At 64.3% G+C, this 17,586-nt stretch carries 16 protein-coding genes; 9 read left to right on the top strand and 7 right to left on the bottom strand.

Annotated elements, in window-relative coordinates; genetic code table 11:
- The first annotated feature begins 729 nt into the window (after nucleotides 1-729).
- The 5 genes from C8J44_RS03420 to C8J44_RS03400 all read left to right on the top strand — a co-directional run bounded on the left by C8J44_RS03420 (nucleotide 730) and on the right by C8J44_RS03400 (nucleotide 4,875).
- Nucleotides 730-1,266, top strand: coding sequence for a glycoside hydrolase family 108 protein (locus tag C8J44_RS03420; protein WP_259466686.1), 537 nt, complete (start codon nucleotides 730-732; stop codon nucleotides 1,264-1,266).
- Nucleotides 1,245-1,661, top strand: a complete 417-nt coding sequence (locus tag C8J44_RS03415) for a hypothetical protein (protein ID WP_121903349.1) — start codon at nucleotides 1,245-1,247, stop codon at nucleotides 1,659-1,661. Before C8J44_RS03420 ends, C8J44_RS03415 begins: the two co-directional genes overlap by 22 nt.
- Nucleotides 1,648-1,887, top strand: a complete 240-nt coding sequence (locus tag C8J44_RS03410; protein ID WP_121903348.1) for a hypothetical protein — start codon at nucleotides 1,648-1,650, stop codon at nucleotides 1,885-1,887. The genes C8J44_RS03415 and C8J44_RS03410 overlap by 14 nt, the downstream gene beginning before the upstream one ends.
- A 13-nt stretch (nucleotides 1,888-1,900) precedes the next feature.
- Complete coding sequence (locus C8J44_RS03405; RefSeq protein ID WP_147453113.1) at nucleotides 1,901-3,706, top strand: SGNH/GDSL hydrolase family protein; 1,806 nt, start codon at nucleotides 1,901-1,903, stop codon at nucleotides 3,704-3,706.
- Between the two features lie 371 nt (nucleotides 3,707-4,077).
- Nucleotides 4,078-4,875 (top strand): DNA adenine methylase, encoded by a 798-nt coding sequence (locus C8J44_RS03400; protein WP_121903346.1) that lies wholly within the window; start codon nucleotides 4,078-4,080, stop codon nucleotides 4,873-4,875.
- A gap of 318 nt (nucleotides 4,876-5,193) precedes the next feature.
- Here C8J44_RS03400 and C8J44_RS03395 read toward each other — a convergent pair whose 3' ends face one another.
- Complete coding sequence (locus tag C8J44_RS03395) at nucleotides 5,194-5,655, bottom strand: PaaI family thioesterase (RefSeq protein WP_121903345.1); 462 nt, start codon at nucleotides 5,653-5,655, stop codon at nucleotides 5,194-5,196.
- 463 nt (nucleotides 5,656-6,118) lie between these two features.
- Here C8J44_RS03395 and C8J44_RS03390 point away from each other — a divergent pair, with 463 nt between their 5' ends.
- Entirely contained in the window at nucleotides 6,119-6,694 is a 576-nt protein-coding gene (locus C8J44_RS03390; protein ID WP_121903344.1) for an MEKHLA domain-containing protein, read from the top strand.
- Between the two features lie 243 nt (nucleotides 6,695-6,937).
- On the opposite strand, the gene C8J44_RS03385 is transcribed toward C8J44_RS03390, so the two are convergent.
- Nucleotides 6,938-7,495 (bottom strand): hypothetical protein, encoded by a 558-nt coding sequence (locus tag C8J44_RS03385; RefSeq protein ID WP_147453112.1) that lies wholly within the window; start codon nucleotides 7,493-7,495, stop codon nucleotides 6,938-6,940.
- A gap of 25 nt (nucleotides 7,496-7,520) precedes the next feature.
- Between C8J44_RS03385 and C8J44_RS03380 the strand changes: the two genes are divergently transcribed.
- The gene (locus tag C8J44_RS03380) at nucleotides 7,521-8,762 is read left to right on the top strand and encodes a phage integrase central domain-containing protein (RefSeq protein WP_121903342.1); all 1,242 of its coding nucleotides are present in this window, start codon (nucleotides 7,521-7,523) and stop codon (nucleotides 8,760-8,762) included.
- A gap of 161 nt (nucleotides 8,763-8,923) precedes the next feature.
- Here C8J44_RS03380 and C8J44_RS03375 read toward each other — a convergent pair whose 3' ends face one another.
- Together C8J44_RS03375 and C8J44_RS03370 are read right to left on the bottom strand one after the other, a co-directional pair.
- Entirely contained in the window at nucleotides 8,924-9,289 is a 366-nt protein-coding gene (locus C8J44_RS03375) for a hypothetical protein (RefSeq protein WP_147453111.1), read from the bottom strand.
- A 228-nt stretch (nucleotides 9,290-9,517) separates the two neighbouring features.
- Nucleotides 9,518-10,402, bottom strand: a complete 885-nt coding sequence (locus C8J44_RS03370) for a hypothetical protein (protein ID WP_121903340.1) — start codon at nucleotides 10,400-10,402, stop codon at nucleotides 9,518-9,520.
- 405 nt (nucleotides 10,403-10,807) lie between these two features.
- Here C8J44_RS03370 and C8J44_RS03365 point away from each other — a divergent pair, with 405 nt between their 5' ends.
- Complete coding sequence (locus C8J44_RS03365) at nucleotides 10,808-13,180, top strand: FdhF/YdeP family oxidoreductase (RefSeq protein ID WP_121903339.1); 2,373 nt, start codon at nucleotides 10,808-10,810, stop codon at nucleotides 13,178-13,180.
- Nucleotides 13,177-13,965, top strand: coding sequence for a formate/nitrite transporter family protein (locus C8J44_RS03360; RefSeq protein WP_121903338.1), 789 nt, complete (start codon nucleotides 13,177-13,179; stop codon nucleotides 13,963-13,965). The genes C8J44_RS03365 and C8J44_RS03360 overlap by 4 nt, the downstream gene beginning before the upstream one ends.
- Before the next feature lie 29 nt (nucleotides 13,966-13,994).
- Here C8J44_RS03360 and fdhD read toward each other — a convergent pair whose 3' ends face one another.
- The 3 genes from fdhD to C8J44_RS03345 are packed head-to-tail and all read right to left on the bottom strand — an operon-like array spanning nucleotide 13,995 to nucleotide 17,583.
- On the bottom strand, nucleotides 13,995-14,786 hold the full coding sequence (fdhD, locus tag C8J44_RS03355) for a formate dehydrogenase accessory sulfurtransferase FdhD (protein WP_121903337.1): 792 nt from the start codon (nucleotides 14,784-14,786) through the stop codon (nucleotides 13,995-13,997).
- Entirely contained in the window at nucleotides 14,783-15,388 is a 606-nt protein-coding gene (locus C8J44_RS03350) for a molybdenum cofactor guanylyltransferase (protein ID WP_259466685.1), read from the bottom strand. Before C8J44_RS03350 ends, fdhD begins: the two co-directional genes overlap by 4 nt.
- Nucleotides 15,295-17,583 carry an FdhF/YdeP family oxidoreductase gene (locus tag C8J44_RS03345; protein ID WP_121903818.1) on the bottom strand — a complete coding sequence of 763 codons (2,289 nt, stop codon included), beginning with the start codon at nucleotides 17,581-17,583 and terminating at the stop codon, nucleotides 15,295-15,297. Before C8J44_RS03345 ends, C8J44_RS03350 begins: the two co-directional genes overlap by 94 nt.
- Between the last annotated feature and the right edge of the window lie 3 nt (nucleotides 17,584-17,586).

Raw genomic sequence — 17,586 nt, 5'->3', positions numbered from 1 at the left:
TGGGGAGTTCGAACCTCCTCGCTAACAGCACGATTGTGTCGACCGACGGCTGGTCGTTCGCTCAGCAAGGTGGCGGCGTCGTTAGCGCCGGCACGGATGCTGCGGGAGAGTCCTACCACCCGCCCGGAGAGCACGTCCTTTCTATTGTGCAGGGGACGCCGGGAGGTAACGGGGCGTATTGCGATTGGCAGAGCGCCAAGTTTCCGGCCGACGCTGGGAAGAATTACCAGTTCTATGTCTTTGCCAATTCGCACCGTTGCGCGATCGATGCTTACTTCGTTTATTTCAACTCGGCGGGTCAGTTCCTAGGCGCCACCCCTTCGCAACAAACCCGCGGGAAGGGCGGGAATGGCAACATAGCGGACCAATATGTTCGCGTCGGTGTGCAGGCTTTGAACCCTCCGCCTGGGACGGTGAGTGCTGCGATCTGGCTCCGCAAGTACGATACAGATGTCTGCGCTCGGTGCCCTGCTCACCGCCTTCGCCGCGGCCGCCCCCGACACCCTGCTCCAGATCTGGAACGGGCTTCCCGACGAGCTACGCGGCGTTTTCCCGGAATCGATCGCGCACGCCGTGCCGACGATCCTGTTCATGGCGACGATCGTCGCCCGATTGATCCCGCAGAAGCCTGCGGCCGAACGACAGAGCCTGTGGAAGTCGATCAGCGGCAAGGTCGCGCCGAAGGCTGCAGGCGGCATCGCCGCGGCCGCCCTGGCAATGATCGCCAGCGTGATCGCCGTTGAGGGTGGCTATGTGAACCACCCGAACGATCCCGGCGGTGAAACGCATATGGGCATCACGAAGGCGGTCGCTGTGCAGAACGGCTACGTCGGCCCGATGCGCACGCTGCCGCGCGAGGTGGCCGAGAGCATCTACTACCGCCGGTATCTTGTGCAGCCAGGTTACGCAGCGCTCGTGCCGGTCGACGCCGCGGTCGCGGAGGAGCTGTTCGATACGACCGTGAACATGGGGCCGGCGCGTCCGTCGACATGGTTCCAGCAGTCGATCAACATCCTGTGCAACGCCAAGCTGGTAACGGACGGTCGCGTCGGTCCTGGCACGATTGCGGCCTATCGTGCGTGCCAGGGAGCGCTCGGCGCCGGCAACCTCTGCGTCGCCACGCTGAACAACCTCGATGCTGCCCAGGGGACGGAATACGCGCGGCTCGTCCGCGTGAACCCGAAGCTGAAGGTCTTCTACAAGGGCTGGATCGCGCACCGCGTCGGCAACGTTGATCGCCGTAAATGCTCGGCGGTGACGTCGTGACGCGGATCCGCATCATCGTCGCGATCGTCATCGCCCTGGCGATCGTCGCCGGCGTCGCGATGATCAGGCGGGGCGGAGAGACCGCCGGCGCCGCCAAGGTGACCGCGAAAGCGGAAAAGGCCCACGCCGAGCGCATCACCGAGGCACGGACGGACGAACGCGCCGCAACCTCCGTCACCCAGGCCATCGCCGCGCGCACCGTCCGGATCGACGCGCAGACCGACGCCTACGTCCAGTCCACGATCGAGGATCTCCGAAATGCGCTCAACGATGCTTCGTCCGCAGCTGATGCTGCTGCTGTGCCTGCCGCTCCTGTCGACCGCCTGCGCGACAGCATCAACGCCGGCATCGATCGCTCGAATCGAGCGGCCGAAGCTGCCGATGCTGCCCGCTGAACTGACCCGCACCGAGCGGCTGAAACCGCTCGCCGCGAAGCCGACCGGCGAGCTGGTGACGATCGACAAGGGGATCCTCGCCGAAGTCTACGAGCGCCTGGCCGAGGCGATCGGCGCGGTGTGGCGGGGCAACACGCGCGCCGCGGCCGTGAAGCTCGAGCGGCGCTGCGCCTCCGCAATCCTGTCGACCGGCGCCGCGCCCGCCGACTGCCCCGCGGCAAATTGACAAGGAACACGCCATGAAGAGCATTCTACTTTGGGACGGCCGCTTCCCGGATCGTGCGCCAGAGCGCGTGTCGGTTGCGGACGCCGTGGCTTCGGCTGCGGTTCGTTCGGGCGTCGCGGCCGCTGCTAACTCTGCTGAGGCCGGTGAGCTTTCGGTCGGCGGGCCGCTCGATCCTGGCATGCTGACCGAGGTGGTGATCCAGCATGGCGCCAGCGGTGCCATGCGGCGGGTGTTCCTGCCCTATAGCGTCGTAATGGTCGGGGCAGCGGCAGGCGTCCTCGCATCGATCGGGACGCCGATCGGCAGCGGTATCGCTCCGCCGACCAAGCCGCTGTTCTACATTGCCGATTGGGCGGACAGCCGCGGCGCGGCCGACTATCTCGACCCCGCGCAGGCCAACCGCGGAGCGCTGTCGCCCCTGAACTGGGCGAACGACCTGGCCGGCGCAAACTATCTCGTCGGCCAGTCCTTCAGCGTAGCCGGGGACCGTACCGACCAGGGGCTTGCCCGTGTTCCGGCGATCGTAGCGGCCGGCATGGGCACGGTGCGCATCTATTTCGGCGCCAACAACTTCGCGCAGACCGGCGGGGCGGCAACCTATACGCATGCGGTTTCCGGAGCTGTCATTGGCTCGGGGCAAGTTGTCGCGCAGACCTTTGCAGATGTGAAGCAAGCGGCCGACGCGTTCCTCGCGTCCGGCGCCCAGGTCCTGATAGAGCTTGAAGTCGGCGCCAACGGTTACGACGCCACCCAAGCGCAGAACGCCCGTCTCTATAACGCGATGGTCATCGCTTACGCGAATGCGACGCCGAACGTCTATTATCACGACATGCGCGCGATCGTGCTGGTCGATCCGGCTGCGGCCATCCCGCAGTTCAAGGCCAAGTTCAGCGAGGATGGAACGCACCTCAACGCCCGCGGCTCTTACTACGCCGGCAAGAGTCTTCGGGCGAAGCTCGCCCAGATCGTCCCCGCGCCGTATTTCACCGTTCCGACCCGCGACAACGTCACGCTCCCGGCAGCAGGGCGCCTGCAGCTGGCCAGCAATCCGGTGTTCGCGGTCGCGAGCGGCGGTGCCCTGGGGACCGTGTCTGCGCCGGCGACGACGACGAGCGGTAGCGCGACCGTTGTCGTAACCCTGGCGGCGGGGCTCCCGATCGGCGTTCCGGTCACCGGAACCGGCATCCCGGCGAATACGACGATCCTTTCGCGTCCGGCGAACGGAGGCGCCGGCGAATATGTGTTGAGCAACGCTGCAACGGCGTCCGGCTCGATCACGATGGTTGCATCGACAGTGGCGGCTGGCAGCGTGATGCCCGGGAGCTGCAATGCGGTCACCGCCGGCGGTGCGACCATGACAACCTCGGTCGTGGCAGACGCGTCGGGGATCGGCAGCAATGTCATTCTGTCGCCGAAGTTTCTGGCAGCAAACGACGCGGTCCGCCTGGTGAGCGACATCGCCCTGGCGAACTGGTCGCCGGGTGATTTTATCGAGGCGTATGCCGAGATCGAGGTCACTGGCGCGGCCAACCTGAGAGCCATCCAGCTCGAGGTTTCGGTCAACGGCACGAACAGCAGCGGCGTACAGGTCGGTCAGCCGACGCAGGACATGAACAACGGCGCGTCGACGGTGGGTCCGGACGAGGACTACGTTCTCTTCGAGCGGACCCGCGTTATCCAGATCTCGCCGGCCATGACGACAAAAGCGTTCATGTCGATCGGTCTGCGCGGCATCGCGGCGCAAGCCGCGGCAGCTGGAGCAACGTCGATCAGGATCAAGCGTCTCGTCGTCAACCGACTGCCCGCGTCGCCTTACTGAACGCCAGAACGGGCCGCGCGATAGACGGCAGTTTGCTGATCTGACATAGCTGCGATCGCCGATCCAAGCTTAGCCGCAAGGACTGGCCCGCGCGCGCGGAATGATCCCGGGTTCCGGTTCGCCGGGTGGCCCGCGGAATAGAAGACCCTTCGGGGAAATACGCGGGGCGTAGTTCCCTGGGATCCTGCGCGGCTAACCACCCGGTCCGTCCGGACGGTTGGTCGCGCAGCGATTCTCCACACACCAGTTTCGCGACGATCGTCGCACTAACCATCCCGCGGCCAGCTGGCCGGGACTCCGTCGATCATGTCGATCGGCGGCCATCATGGCGCGCGTAGCCCGTGCCTCGTCATGAAGGCTCCACCTCCACCATGCATACAACCAAGACCGCTTGCCCTCCCGCGGCTTACCTGGGCGGGAAGCGTAACCTGGCGAAGCGCCTTTGCGCTCTGATCGAGGCAACACCCCATCGCGCCTATGTCGAGCCGTTCGTCGGCATGGGCGGCGTCTTCCTCCGCCGGCCGACGTCGGCGCCGGTGGAAGTGATCAACGACTTCTCCGGCGACGTCGCCAACCTGTTCCGCGTTATCCGACGGCACTACGAGCCCTTCGTCGACGAGCTGCGCTGGCTGATCGCCAGCCGCGCCGAGTTCGATCGCCAGAATGCGATGGATCCTCGGCTGCTCACCGATATCGAGCGCGCCGTGCGTTTCCTGTATCTCCAGCGCCTGGCCTTCGGCGGCCGCGTTGTCGGCCGGACCTTCGGCGTACGCCGCGATCAGGAATCCCGGATCAACCTTGGCAAGCTGCGCGCGGAGCTGAAGCTGCTGCGCGATCGCCTCGAGCCGGTCACGATCGAGCAGCTGGACTATGCCGATGTCATCCGACGCTACGACGGTGCCGGCACGCTGTTCTTCCTCGACCCGCCTTATGACGAGACGACCGGATACGGGATCGACTTCGGCCGCGAGCAGTATCAGGCGATGGCAGAGCAGCTCGCGGGGATCCGCGGGCAGTTCATCCTGTCGATCAACGACACGCCGTTCATCCGCGAGACGTTCGCACGCTTTGCGATCGCCGAGGTCGAGACGACCTGGACGTTGTCGTCGGCCGCGGCCAGCCGGGGGAAGAAGGTCACCGAGCTGATCATCCGGAACGCAACGGCTTGAAACTTCGTGCTTTCAAGTAGCTATCCTGCGGTTTGGGCCGGGGTATCACTTGCCCCAAACCGGGGTACATGCCGCGTAAAATCCGCAGAAATGCGTGACTGCGGCGGAGGGAATATCCGCCGTTCGGGAATGTCCGGAATGGCAAGGAAAGCGGAACGGCCGCTTCCGGGCGGGGGTATCGCGATCGCTACCATCGCGGGACGCTGCCGCCTTTCTCGAAAACGACGGTCAACTGCGGTTACGGTCTGCTACCCGATATCAATTTATCGGGCAGGCAGGCCATAGTCGCGTGCGAGCATAGCCTGCTGCTCGATCGGGTCACGTGGCGGAAGCCGCCATAGGGAAGATCAGCAGGGTCGATGTCGCCGATGCGCATAGTCGTCCCTGTGCATCCAGCAGTCGAGCTTCGGAAAAAGCCGCACGGCGCCCTAGCGAAACCACCTTGCCCTCGGCACGCACTGGTCCGCTCGCCTCGCTCAGCGCCCGGTGATACGACACCTTGAGTTCCAACGTCGTAAAACCCTGACCAGCAGGCAGGCTGGAATGGACCGCGGCGCCGCAGGCGCTGTCGAGCAATGTCGCCGCATAGCCGCCATGCACCGATCCGATCGGGTTGTAGACCTTGCCCGACGGCGAACCCTCGAACACCACACGGCCACGCTCGAGTTCGACCAAAACGATATCCAGCGTCTCGTGGATCGGCGGGTGAACATTGGCTGCCATCAAGGCTGCGAGCTGGTCATGCCCATCAAGTTCGGCGTGATCGGTCAAGACGTTCATACGCGGACATCCTCGTTTCGAGCTTGGAGGCAGGCTTTTGAATAACCGCAATCTGTACGGATGCGGTGCTTCTACAGGGTAATCACACCGCTCGCATCTGGCCGAATCGGTACCTTATCGCGAAGTTCGGCCGCCTCGGCACGCACGACGCGCGCAGAACCCGCAAAATCGCGGCGGAGGCGGAGGGGATATCCGGCGAATGGGGAATGACGCGGGTAGCAGACGGCCGGCTTTCAGTCGTGCATTGCCGGCTGTGGCCATTCGCCCATCACTGCGAACCGCTAGCTCTGTCGATGTTCGGCTCATTCAGCTGGCGAGGCCAGTCGAAGCGGTCGAACCCTACGATAAAGTACCGATTCGGCCAGATGCGGGCGGCGTGATTGCCCTGTAGAAGCGTGCTTCGTGCTCCCGCCCCAAGCCCAATCCGTCTTCTCCCGCAACGTTCGAAAGAAGTGCTTCCGAAATGACCGGCATTTTCCAGAACATCGAGGCTCACAAGGGTCGGAAAATCGAAGCAGGGGAGGCTTCAGGTTCGCCCCCCGCTCGACCGACCGGCCAAATCTACCTCGATAAGCCGTTCTTCGAGCTATTGGTCGGAAGTTACCGCCGCATCGTGGGCGATGCCCTATTTCCTGATAACTGCGATGAACATTGGCTTTATCATCAAGCACCGTTTGCTGTTGTCGCTCACAACGCCGATCCCGATCCCGTTTTCATTTACGCCAATATCGCAGCTCAGCGCTGTTTCGGTTACGGATGGAGCGAGTTTACATCGCTACCATCACGCCTATCCGCAGAGCCGATCAATCGTGCGGATCGACAGATCCTGCTGGATAAGGTCAAAAAAGACGGACATTACTCTGGATATTGCGGCGTAAGGATAGCGAAGTCCGGTCGCAAATTCTCGATTGATGACGGTTGCATTTGGCAGTTAACCGACCGCGATGGGTCAACGCATGGACAAGCTGCAACCTTTTCGCCCCTTGGTCGAGTGAGTCAAACTAACCTCGCGACCACATCATACCAGCCAGATTGCTGACGCTATCCGACCTGGGGCTGGATGTGCCGGTTAAACCGTGCCCGATCTCGATCTGGACTGCATAGCGGGACATTCATTCCGCCGATCGTGCTGAACGAATGGTCGTTCTCGAGAGTCCGGATCGCTATCCTGAGCGTCCGGGTCTGGGCGAAAGCGGCCGGGGTATCGATGACCCGAAATCGGGGTACGGCCTGCGCCCAAACCCGCTGAAAGGCGTGGTGGCGGCGGATAGGATATCCGCCGCTATCTCTTACGGAAGCGTCGTTTCAGAGGTGTAAGGCCATTCCACTTATTCGGATGAGACAGCTGGAGGGGCGGAACATCCTGCACCCGGGTAGCGGCAATCAATTTCGGCAATAACTTCATAATTTTGTCGCCGAACTGCCCATCGAGCTCGACCAGCTGGTCGATGAGAGCGTTTCGCTGGTCATCGTTATTGCGTCTCTCCAATCGACCATTAAGCGTGCTCCAGCGCCAGCCCATTAGAATGATTTCGCTGATCGCTTTTTCGTCTTCCTCTGCGAAGACAACCTCGGCCACACGAAGTGCGTCGATAAGCTTGCCGCGTGCCTCGCCGGTTAGCTCTCCCGTTGCCTGATAATGACCAACGGCCGTTCGAATTGCGTCGATCGCTTCAAGGCGACGCTCGAGTAGAGCAAGCCGGAGTTTTTGGTCCTCTACCTGAGCAGCACGAAGACTTACGGCATTAATCGACCGGTTTTGGGTTCGGGTCGTCGCCAGCACCAACAGTGCAATGAACGCGGGCGCTAGTTTGCCAGCCGTTTCTATCCACCACTGCATAATTTCCTCCACTTAGGACATTCCTATGCTGACCAACGCCGCGGTGAAAGCCGCGCGGCCGAAAGAGGCCGCCTTCAAGCTGTTCGACCAGGGCGGCCTGCACCTCTACGTCGCGCCGACCGGCCGGAAGTCGTTCCGGATGAAGTACCGCTTCGGCGGCAAGGAGCAGCTGCTGACGATCGGAGCCGTTCCCGAAGTGTCGCTAGACGCTGCCCGGGCCCGGTGCGACCAAGTGCGCGAGCAGCTCGGCCGCGGCGAGGATCCTCGGACTTGCGAACTTGCGCAAACCGGCCGGGCTCGTGCTTTCGAAAACGTCGCGCGCCAGTGGTACGCGCACATGCGCCGGCGCTGGACGGTCGTGCATGCCGGCGACGTCCTCGCGAGCCTCGAGCGCGACGTGTTTCCGGCGATCGGCGCGATGCCGATCGGCGCCGTCACCGTGCCGGTGATCCTGAACGCGCTGCGCGTCATCGAGGAGCGCGGCAGCCTGGTCACGGCCAGCCGCGTCCGCCAGCGGATCTCGGCCGTATTCGCCTATGCGATGGCGGAGGACCTGGTCGACCAGGATCCCGCGGCGATCGTCAGCCGCGCGCTCACCCCGCCGGCGCCGGCACAGCATCATCCCGCGTTGCTCGAGATCGAGGATGCGCGCGCGCTGCTCGCGGCGGCCGAGCTGGTCGACGTCGCGCGAGTGGTGAAACACGCGTCGCGATTCCTGGCGCTGACCGCGGTCCGCTTCGCCGCGGTACGAGGCGCGCGTTGGGAGGAGATCGAGGATCTCGACGGGGCCGCGCCGCTTTGGCGGGTACCGGCCGCGCGGATGAAGCTGGCGGCAGCGAAGAAGCTCGATGCGAAGAACGACCATGCTGTGCCGCTGTCGCGCCAGGCGGTCGCGCTGCTGCGCGAGGTCCGCGCGTTAAGTTTGGACGCCGCAAATGATGAGGCGGAAATTAAAGCGCTCATCTTTTCGACTGGCGCCGGGCGGATGATCGGTGAGAAGTCGATCGGCGCAATGTACGATCGCGCGGGATTCGAGGGGCGCCATGTCCCGCACGGCTGGCGCGCGTCGTTCTCGACGGTGATGAACGAGCGGGGATCCGACGGCGCCGATATCGAGCGGGCGCTGGCGCACACGCCGAAGGACAAGGTCAAAGCGGCCTACGATCGGAGCGAGCGCCTCCAGCGCCTGCGCGATCTGTTCCAGGAGTGGGCGGATCTGTTGGCGCCGGCCGCCCCGACCGCGTCACCTCGAGCAGCGGCCGGCTGAGCATCCTGGTCGGCACATTGCGAGGTCGCGGGATCGGCGGCTTTGGAGCCGCTGCCATTCGTCATCGGATATCTGACCTCGACGTCGCATTTCACGCTCCAGATCGTAAACGTCGCAAGCCAAGTGCGCGCTGAGGTAAGCTTCGCTGATTTCCCGATCGGTCATACGTGGGCAACGAGGCCGGCCGCTAGATCCTCGCGGTACCGCAGACAGTCGGCGAGGTTTCGCCAGTCGTAATCGCCGACGATCCAGTCGTTCCCGCAAGCGCGGCAATATTCCATGCCGACCCCGCCGGCGTCACCGCCGAGAATGTCGGCGCCAGGCGCACCGCAGAATTGACATGGCTCATGTTCGAACGCCTCCCAGTCGTCGGCCGCGATCGAGCCGAGCGGGGCGTTGGATCCAATTCGCCATGCGGGGTGGGTTGCGTCACCGCGACCGCTGACGAAGCGACAGATCGCCAGTCGTGCCGCCCACTGGCGTGTGCGGTCGAAACGGCAGTCGGTAATTCGATCGAGCGGCGTCATATGGGTCTCTGCTTCGACCGCGCCGCGTGCGCGACGCAAGAAAAGAACAACGGATCTCGCACACTTCCCCCATCGACAGCCCGGGGCGGCGCAAGCCGCCTCGCTCCGACAGCCGGGTCTTGGCGGTCGGGTCCTTGAGGCATGCCGTTTCGGCCTTGGGGGAAATCAAACTGGCGCCGGCTCCGCGTTCAGCGGAGACGTTCCTTCTGATCTATAGACCTAGATGCTTCATACTCGGCCAAGATGTCCGTCTGAACCAAAGAGGGAAGCGCCAAGGCTGGCGATCGAACGGCGTTGTTCGGCGACGTCCTTGCTCGGAGGCGGCGGTGGCGCCTGGACAGGCTCAGCGGCGGCCGATCGTCCGAACCGGCGTACCCGGCACTCGCGTAGCTGTATGAAGCGTTGGTAGACGCGTTCGGCCATCCGCTTCTTCAGATCGAGGAAATATGCGTGGCTGGTTTGCACTCGCTGCTTTGCCGCGGGATCGCTACGCCGTGACTTGGTAGTGCTGCGGCTGATCCATGCCAGCAGTCCGTGATGCCCGAGGCGGCGTAACGCTCGGCCGACGCTTTTCTCGCAGCATCGTGCGGCCACCGAGATCTTCGCCCAAGACGGAAACCAGCGTCCCGAACCCGCGAAACACAGGAAGTTGAAAACCGCTTCGTACACAGCGACGTCGGTGCGGGTGATCCCGAGCGAATGCTTCTTGAGGTCGACCTCGATCGCGTCCAGCGCGATCCGGATGGTGGCGGGGCGGCCGACTGGACGATCCGCGACGGGGCGCCCCATCAGTTCCTTCAGTTCCGCCGACAGCGCCTCGTGATCGCGCTCGAGCTGTAGCTTCCTGCCCCGCGGGAATTCCGCGGCATGTGCCGCCTGCAGCTCCTTCGCGAGCGCAACCAGCGATTCAACGGTCGAGATCCGTTCAGCGGTCGACCCGAACCGGTTGCGGTCCCACGGCTGTGCCGCCGGAGCGGCCTCGTCGACGCATCCGCGGCGAACCTGCGCGTCGGGTCCGCGATCACGGACGGATCCGTCCGCGGCTTTGGCGATGGTGCCCGCGATCTGGCCGAAGCCGCGAAGCGTAGGTGTGGAAGAGAAGGTAAGCGACATCGTGTCGGCTCCCGATGGGAAGTCGATGGGCGCACGAAAGCGCCAGCTGAATCGGTGTGTTCAGCCGCGCTTGCGTGGGTAGGGCGGTGGTTTCAGGTCAGCGCTGGTCGCGGAGGGGCTCGCGCCCGGGAGAGGGCGTTGGGCGGATATTCAGTGCTGTAAGATGTCTTCAGACGATGAGAGATCGCCTGCGGCGGCTACGTTGGTCGCGGTCCTTCGCTACCATTTCAGACTTGGCGCACGGCGCTCATGGTCCCGCTCCCGCGACATACGCAAGCGATCACCAAGTGCGGGAAACTCGTCTTCGCAATCGCAAAATGCCGTTCTATTGCCTTGGGTTAATGGTCAGGCGTCGTGCTGCGTATTTGGTGTTCGCGTCGGTCCGGCCTTACGGGAGAGACGAGCATGCGTGACAAACGCCCTGATGGGATTGCCGATTACACGGGTCCGGCTGGTGGCTGGGGCGCGCTGAAGGCGGTGGCCGTCTCGCTCAAGGCGCAGCAGATCGTCGTGCGCGGCGGCCAGACGCTGCTCAAGTCGAACCAGCCCGATGGCTTCGATTGCCCGAGTTGCGCATGGCCCGACCCGAAGCACACCTCCTCCTTCGAATTCTGCGAGAACGGCGCGAAGGCCGTCGCCTGGGAGTCCACCGCCAAGACGATCGGCGCCGACTTCTTCGCCGCGCACAGCGTGTCCGACATCTGGCAGCAGAGCGATCACTGGATCGAGGACCAGGGCCGCGTCACCGAGCCGCTCCGCTACAACGCCGCCACCGATCGCTATGAGGTCGTGAGCTGGGCGGACGCGATGCGCGAGATCGGCGCGGGCCTCGCCGCGGTCCCCGATCCCAACCAGGCCGAGTTCTACACCTCGGGCCGCTGCTCGAACGAGGCGGCGTTCCTGTTCCAGCTGTTCGTGCGGCTCTACGGCACCAACAACTTTCCCGACTGCTCGAACATGTGCCACGAGGCGACCTCGGTCGGCCTGCCGAAGTCGATCGGCATCGGCAAGGGCACCGTCAGCCTCGAGGATTTCGACCACGCCGACCTGATCCTGTCGATCGGCCACAACCCCGGCACCAACCATCCGCGGATGATGGCGACGCTGCGCGAAGTGTCGAAGCGCGGCGGCAAGATCATCGTCTTCAACCCGCTCAAGGAACGCTCGCTCGAACGCTTCGAATCGCCGCAGTCGGTGGTCGAGATGGCGACGATGTCGGCAACCCCGATCGCGAGCAGCTATTACCAGGTGAAGGTCGGCGGCGACGCGGCCGCGCTGAAGGGCATCGCCAAGGCGCTGGTCGCGCTCGACGAGGCTGCCAAGGTGTCGGGTGGCGAACCCGCGCTCGATCACGCGTTCATCGCTGAGCATACCGCGGGACTCGACGACTATATCGCCGATCTCGCCACCACCGAATGGGCGGATATCGAGCGCTCCAGCGGCCTTTCGCGCACCGATCTAGACGAAGTCGCGCTCGCCTATTCGAAGTCGAAGTCGACGATCTGCTGCTACGGCATGGGCGTCACCCAGCACCGCACCGGCACGACCAACGTCCAGCAGATCGCCAACCTCCTTCTCCTGCGCGGCAACATGGGCAAGCCGGGCGCGGGCATCTGCCCCTTGCGTGGTCACAGCAACGTCCAGGGCGACCGCACCGTCGGCATCACCGAGCGCCCGATGCCCTTGCTGCTCGACAACATGCGCGACGTGTTCGGGTTCGAGCCGCCGCGCGACCACGGCCATTCGGTGGTCGAGAGCATCGCGGCGATGCGCGACGGCCATGCCAAGGCGATCGTCTGCCTCGGCGGTAACCTCGCCATCGCCTCGTCCGATCCGCAGGCGTGCGCGGAGGGCTTCCGCAACCTCGATCTCGCGGTCCACATCACCACCAAGCTCAATCGCACGCAGTTGCTGATGGCGAAGGCCACCTATGTCCTGCCATGCCTCGGCCGAACCGAACTGGACATGCAGGCGACCGGCCAGCAGTCGGTCACGGTCGAGGATTCGATGTCGATGGTCCACGCCTCGCGCGGCTTCCTGATGCCGCCGGGCGACAACGTGAAGTCGGAGATCTGGATCGTCGGCGAGATCGCCAAGGCGACCTTCGCCGCCAAGGGCCGCGCGCCGGTCGAGATCGACTGGGACGCCTATGTCGGCGACTACAGTCTGATCCGCGACAAGATCGAGGCGGTGTTCCCCGCGTTCGCCGACTATAACGCACGTATCCGCAAGCCGGGCGGGTTCCACTTGCCGAACTCGGCGGCGATGCGCGAGTGGAAGACGGACAGCGGCAAGGCGAACTTCATCGTCGCCAAGGGCGTCGAGGAGGACGAGAGCGCAGGCGATCCGACCGTGCTGCGCCTCACCACGCTGCGCGCGCACGACCAGTACAACACCACCGTCTACAGCCTCGACGATCGCTACCGCGGCGTGTTTGGGCGTCGCGACATCCTGTTCATGAACGAGCGCGACATGGCACGGCTCGGGCACAAGGAAGGCGACGTCGTCGACATCGCCACCGCGCTCCAGTTCGCGCGGCCCGATCGCGTCGTCCAGAAGCTGATGCTGGTACGGTACGCGCTGCCCGACGGCTGCGTCGCCTCCTACTACCCCGAGACGCAGCCGTTGATCGCGCTCGAGGATCACGACCCGCAAAGCTTCACCCCGTCCTACAAATCCATCCCGGTGACCGTCCGTCCCGCCGCCGCCGACATGGGTTCGGATCGCGGCGTGGTGCGTGCCGGGATCGTCGGCCAAGAAAGCAAAGTTCACGCATGAGCACCGGCTATTCGTCGACGATCGACACCTATGCGACCCTCGCGGCGACCAAGGCGGAGGCACTGCGACGCTCTCCCGTCGGGTTCTTTGCAGGCGCGATCCTCGCGGGCACGTATATCGGTATCGCGATGATCCTTGCGCTCAGCACGGGGTCGGGCCTCGAACCCGGCGTGCGACCCTTGGTGATGGGCGCGACCTTCGGGCTCGGGCTGATCCTGACGGTGTTCGCCGGCGCTGAACTCTTCACGGGCTACGTGATGTATCTCGGCTTCGGCCTGGCGAAGCGCACCGTCAGCATTGCCGACGCGTTGAAGCTGATCGTCGTCGTCTGGATCGGCAACCTCGTTGGCGGCGTGATCCTGTCGTTCATCTTCGCGGCGGGCGGCGGCGGTGCGATCTATGCGAATGCCGACACGATGTTCCACGCCTACGTCCAGCACAAGGTGTCGGTCGACGCGACTGCGCTGCTAGCGCGCGCGATCCTGTGCAACTGGCTCGTCTGTCTGGCGATCTGGACAGCCGCACGGATGACCGGCGATGCCGCCAAGTGCATAGGCATGGCGTGGATCCTGCTCGCGTTCGTCGCCGCCGGGTTTGAGCATTCGGTGGCCAACATGACCGCGCTGACGCTGGGGCTGCTCGTGCCGCATGCGTCGATCGATATCTTCGGGATGATCCGTAATCTCGCGATCGTCAGCCTCGGCAACATCATCGGCGGGCTCGTGTTCGTCGTCGGTGGTTATCTCGCCGCGGCCAGAACCGATGTGGTGCAGGCCACCAAGTGAGACGCCTCGACTAGCCGCACCGTCTGCGGCTAGTCGAAGATCTTCCATGGATCGTTGACCACCAGGATCGCATCGCTGCGCGCCAGCGCGAGCAGCGTCAGGCCGTGCTCGCGCGCATGATCGATCGCCAGGCTGGTGGGCGCCGAGATGCCCACCAGCATCGGCGCACCGGCAATCAGTGCCTTGTCGACCATCTCGAAGCTGATCCGCGAGGTGACGAGGATGAAGCCATCGATAGGCTGCCTCGTGATCGCGATGCCGCCGACGAGCTTGTCGAGTGCATTGTGACGGCCGACGTCTTCATACGCCGCGACGATCCGACCTTCGCGGTCGCAGGCAGCAGCGGCGTGGATTGCCCCTGTCGCTGCGTTGAGAGGCTGGTGGGCGCGCAACCCGCCCAACGCGGTGAACAGTGCGTCTACAGGTGTGTCGGGCTTTGACGGCGTCCTCGGGACCGGTTTGCGGAGCTGTTCGAGCCCGGAGATCCCGCATAGCCCGCAACTCGTGTCGCTGGTCCGATGGCGGACGCGGTCGTGGATGCGGCCCTTGCAGCGATCTGACAGCCCGACGCGAACGATCCACCCCGCCTCCGCCTCGAAGATATCGATGTCGCGCACGTCGTCGGCGCTGTCCGCGAGCCGCTCGGTCAGCAGGAAGCCGGTCGTGAATTCGGCGAGGTCCGCCGGCGTCATCATCATCACTGCATAGCCGAGCCCGTCGATCTCAATCGCGACAGGGACCTCGATCGCGATAGGGCGCTCACCAGCCGTGATCGAATCAGCCCGCAGGATCTTGATCGCTTGCGTGCGCGACGTGGTCATAAGGTTTTGAGGTCCTGTGGCGTGTTGACGTTCGGGATAGGCGAACCCGCCGGAATCGCGATAGCGCCGATCGCTTCTGCCCAACCGCGCACCGATCGCCGCGGCACGGTCTCGATATGCGTCAACAGTTTTCCAAGCGAACCGGTCTGCCAATGTCCGAGGACCGGCGCATCGGGGCAATACGCCGGAGCATGATCGGATAGTGCCGCGAGCAACCCTTCCGGCAACCACGGCATGTCACACGCGATCGTCATGACCGACGTGAACCCGTGCGAGGCCGCATGATCGAGTGCGCCGGCGATACCCCCCAACGGCCCGATATCCGGGCTCGGCAGGTCTGGTATCGCCCCATTACGTCCGGCAATCACGACGCTTTCGACATGGGGCAACAACAGGGTGCGGGTGCGGTCGGCCAAGGTGCGGCCGTGTAGCACCGCCATCGCCTTGTCCGATCCGAACCGCGACGATCGCCCGCCCGCCAGGACGACACCGAGAACATGCGCTTTGGTCAGCGCGCCTTCTCGATCCGAACCGGCACCGATTTCGCTGCCGGAACATGGCTTTCGCGGGCGTGGTGAGCAACCGGTATGAGCAGATTGCACTCGGGATAATAGGCGCCGAGGCAGCCATCGGGGATCGCATATTCGACCACGCGCAACTTGTTCAGGCGGCGATCCGAATTGTCGCCTGCGTCACCCACGAGATCGACGTCGTCGCCATCGGTGATCCCCATCCGGATCATGTCGCTGCGGTTCATGAACACGATGTCGCGCGTGCCCTTCACGCCGCGGAAACGGTCGTGATAGCCGTAGACGGTCGTGTTGAACTGGTCGTTCGAGCGCAGCGTCATCAGCCGGAAGCGGCCCTCCGCCTCCTCGAACCCGGTCACGTTCAGCGACTGCGGGACGTTGATCTCCGCCTTGCCGCTCTCGGTCTTCCACTCGCGGTGGGCCGCGGGCACGCCCTTCCAGAATCCGCCGGGCGTGAACATCTGGTCGTTGAAGTTCTTGAACAGGTCCGGATACGTCACCTCGATCGCGTCGCGAACGCGTGCGTAATCACGCACCCACGCATCCCAATCGAGCTTCGGATTGGGCGCCAGCGTCGCCTTGGCGATCCCCGCGACGATCGCAGGCTCGGACAGCAACGTCTCGGAAGCCGGTGTCGCCTTGCCCTTCGACCCGTAGATCTGACTGAACGAATCCTCGATCGAAACGCTCTGCGGCCCGGTGCCCTGCATGTCGGTCTCGATCCGGCCGAGGCAGGGGAGCAGATACGATGTCTCACCCGGCAAAAGGTGCGAACGGTTGAGCTTGGTCGCGATATGCACCGTGAGGTCGAGCGCGCGCCATTTCGGCTCCATCCGCGCATGATCCGGGATCGCACGGACGAAGTTGCCGCCAAGACCGACGAATGCCTGCGCGCTGCCATCGAGCACCGCCTCACACGCCTCGACCGTATCCCAACCCTTCTCGCGCGGCGGCTCGAACCCATATTGCTCGGCAAGCTTGTCGAGCGGCGCGAGTTCGGGCTTCTCGGTGATGCCCACGGTGCGCTGGCCCTGCACGTTCGAGTGACCACGGACCGGGCCCATGCCCGCGCCGGGCTTGCCGATATTGCCGCGCAGGAGCATCAAATTGACCACCATGTGGACGTTGTCGATCCCGCCGACATGCTGCGTCAGCCCCATGCCGTAGACCGCGATGACCGCCTTCGACTTGGCATAGACCTTCGCCGCCGCCTCGATCTCCGTGCGGGGCAGGCCGCTCTCATGCTCGATCGTCGCCCATTCGGTCGCACGCGCGACCTCGGCGAACGCCTCGAACCCGGTCGTGTGCTCGGCAAGGAACGCATGATCGAGCACGGGCAGGCCATTGATCCGCTTGGCGTTATCATCGGCCTCGATCAAATATTTGCACATCCCCATGATCGCGCCGACGTCGCCGCCGGTCTTCAGCTGGTGATATTGCGAGGCGATCGGGGTCGACTTGCCCGTCACCATCTCGATCGGGTTCTGTGGGTCCTGGAATTTCTCGAGCCCGCGCTCCTTGAGCGGGTTGAACACGACGATCTCGACGCCGCGCTTCGCACAATCCCGCAGCGGATGCAGGAACCGCGGGCTGTTCACCCCAGGGTTCTGCCCGAAGTAGAAGATCGCGTCGCACTTCTCATAGTCCGACAGGTGGATCGTGCCGACCGCCGAACCGATCGCCGACTTCAACCCGACCGAGGTCGTCTCGTGGCACATGTTCGAGCTGTCTGGCAGGTTCTGGCTGCCATACATCCGCGCGAGCAGGCTATACATGTACGACGTCTCGAGGCTGGCGCGGCCCGACGCGTAGAAAATGACCTTGGTCGGATCATACGTCTTTAGCTTCGCGCCGATACCGGCGAACGCCTCGTCCCAGCTGCATGCCGCGTACTTGTCGGTCGCGGCATCATATTTCAGCGGGTGCGTGAGCCGCCCGGCCTGTTCGAGGTCGAAATCCTTCCAGCCGATCAGTTCGCTGACCGTATGCTGCTCGAAGAATGCGGGCGTCACGCGGAACGAGGTCAGCTCCCATGCGGTCGCCTTCGCCCCGTTCTCGCAGAACTCGGCGACATGCGGATGCGCCGGCTTGCCCCACGCGCAGCTGACGCACTGAAAGCCGTCGGGCTTGTTCTGGCGCGCCAGTTCGCGGACGATCTCGGGCCCGACCTTCTCGCGCGCGGAAATCTCGACGAGCGACTTCATCGACCCCCAGCCGCCTGCTGGTGCGGTGTAATCCTCGATCTCTACGGTCCGGTCGTCGCTCATGCT

Origin of the sequence: Sphingomonas sp. PP-CE-3A-406 (assembly GCF_003688625.1) — a bacterium.
In the GTDB taxonomy this organism is placed as follows: Bacteria; Pseudomonadota; Alphaproteobacteria; order Sphingomonadales; family Sphingomonadaceae; genus Sphingomonas.
Note: the sequence above shows the minus strand (reverse complement) of the source record. Positions and strands in the feature narration are given on the sequence as shown.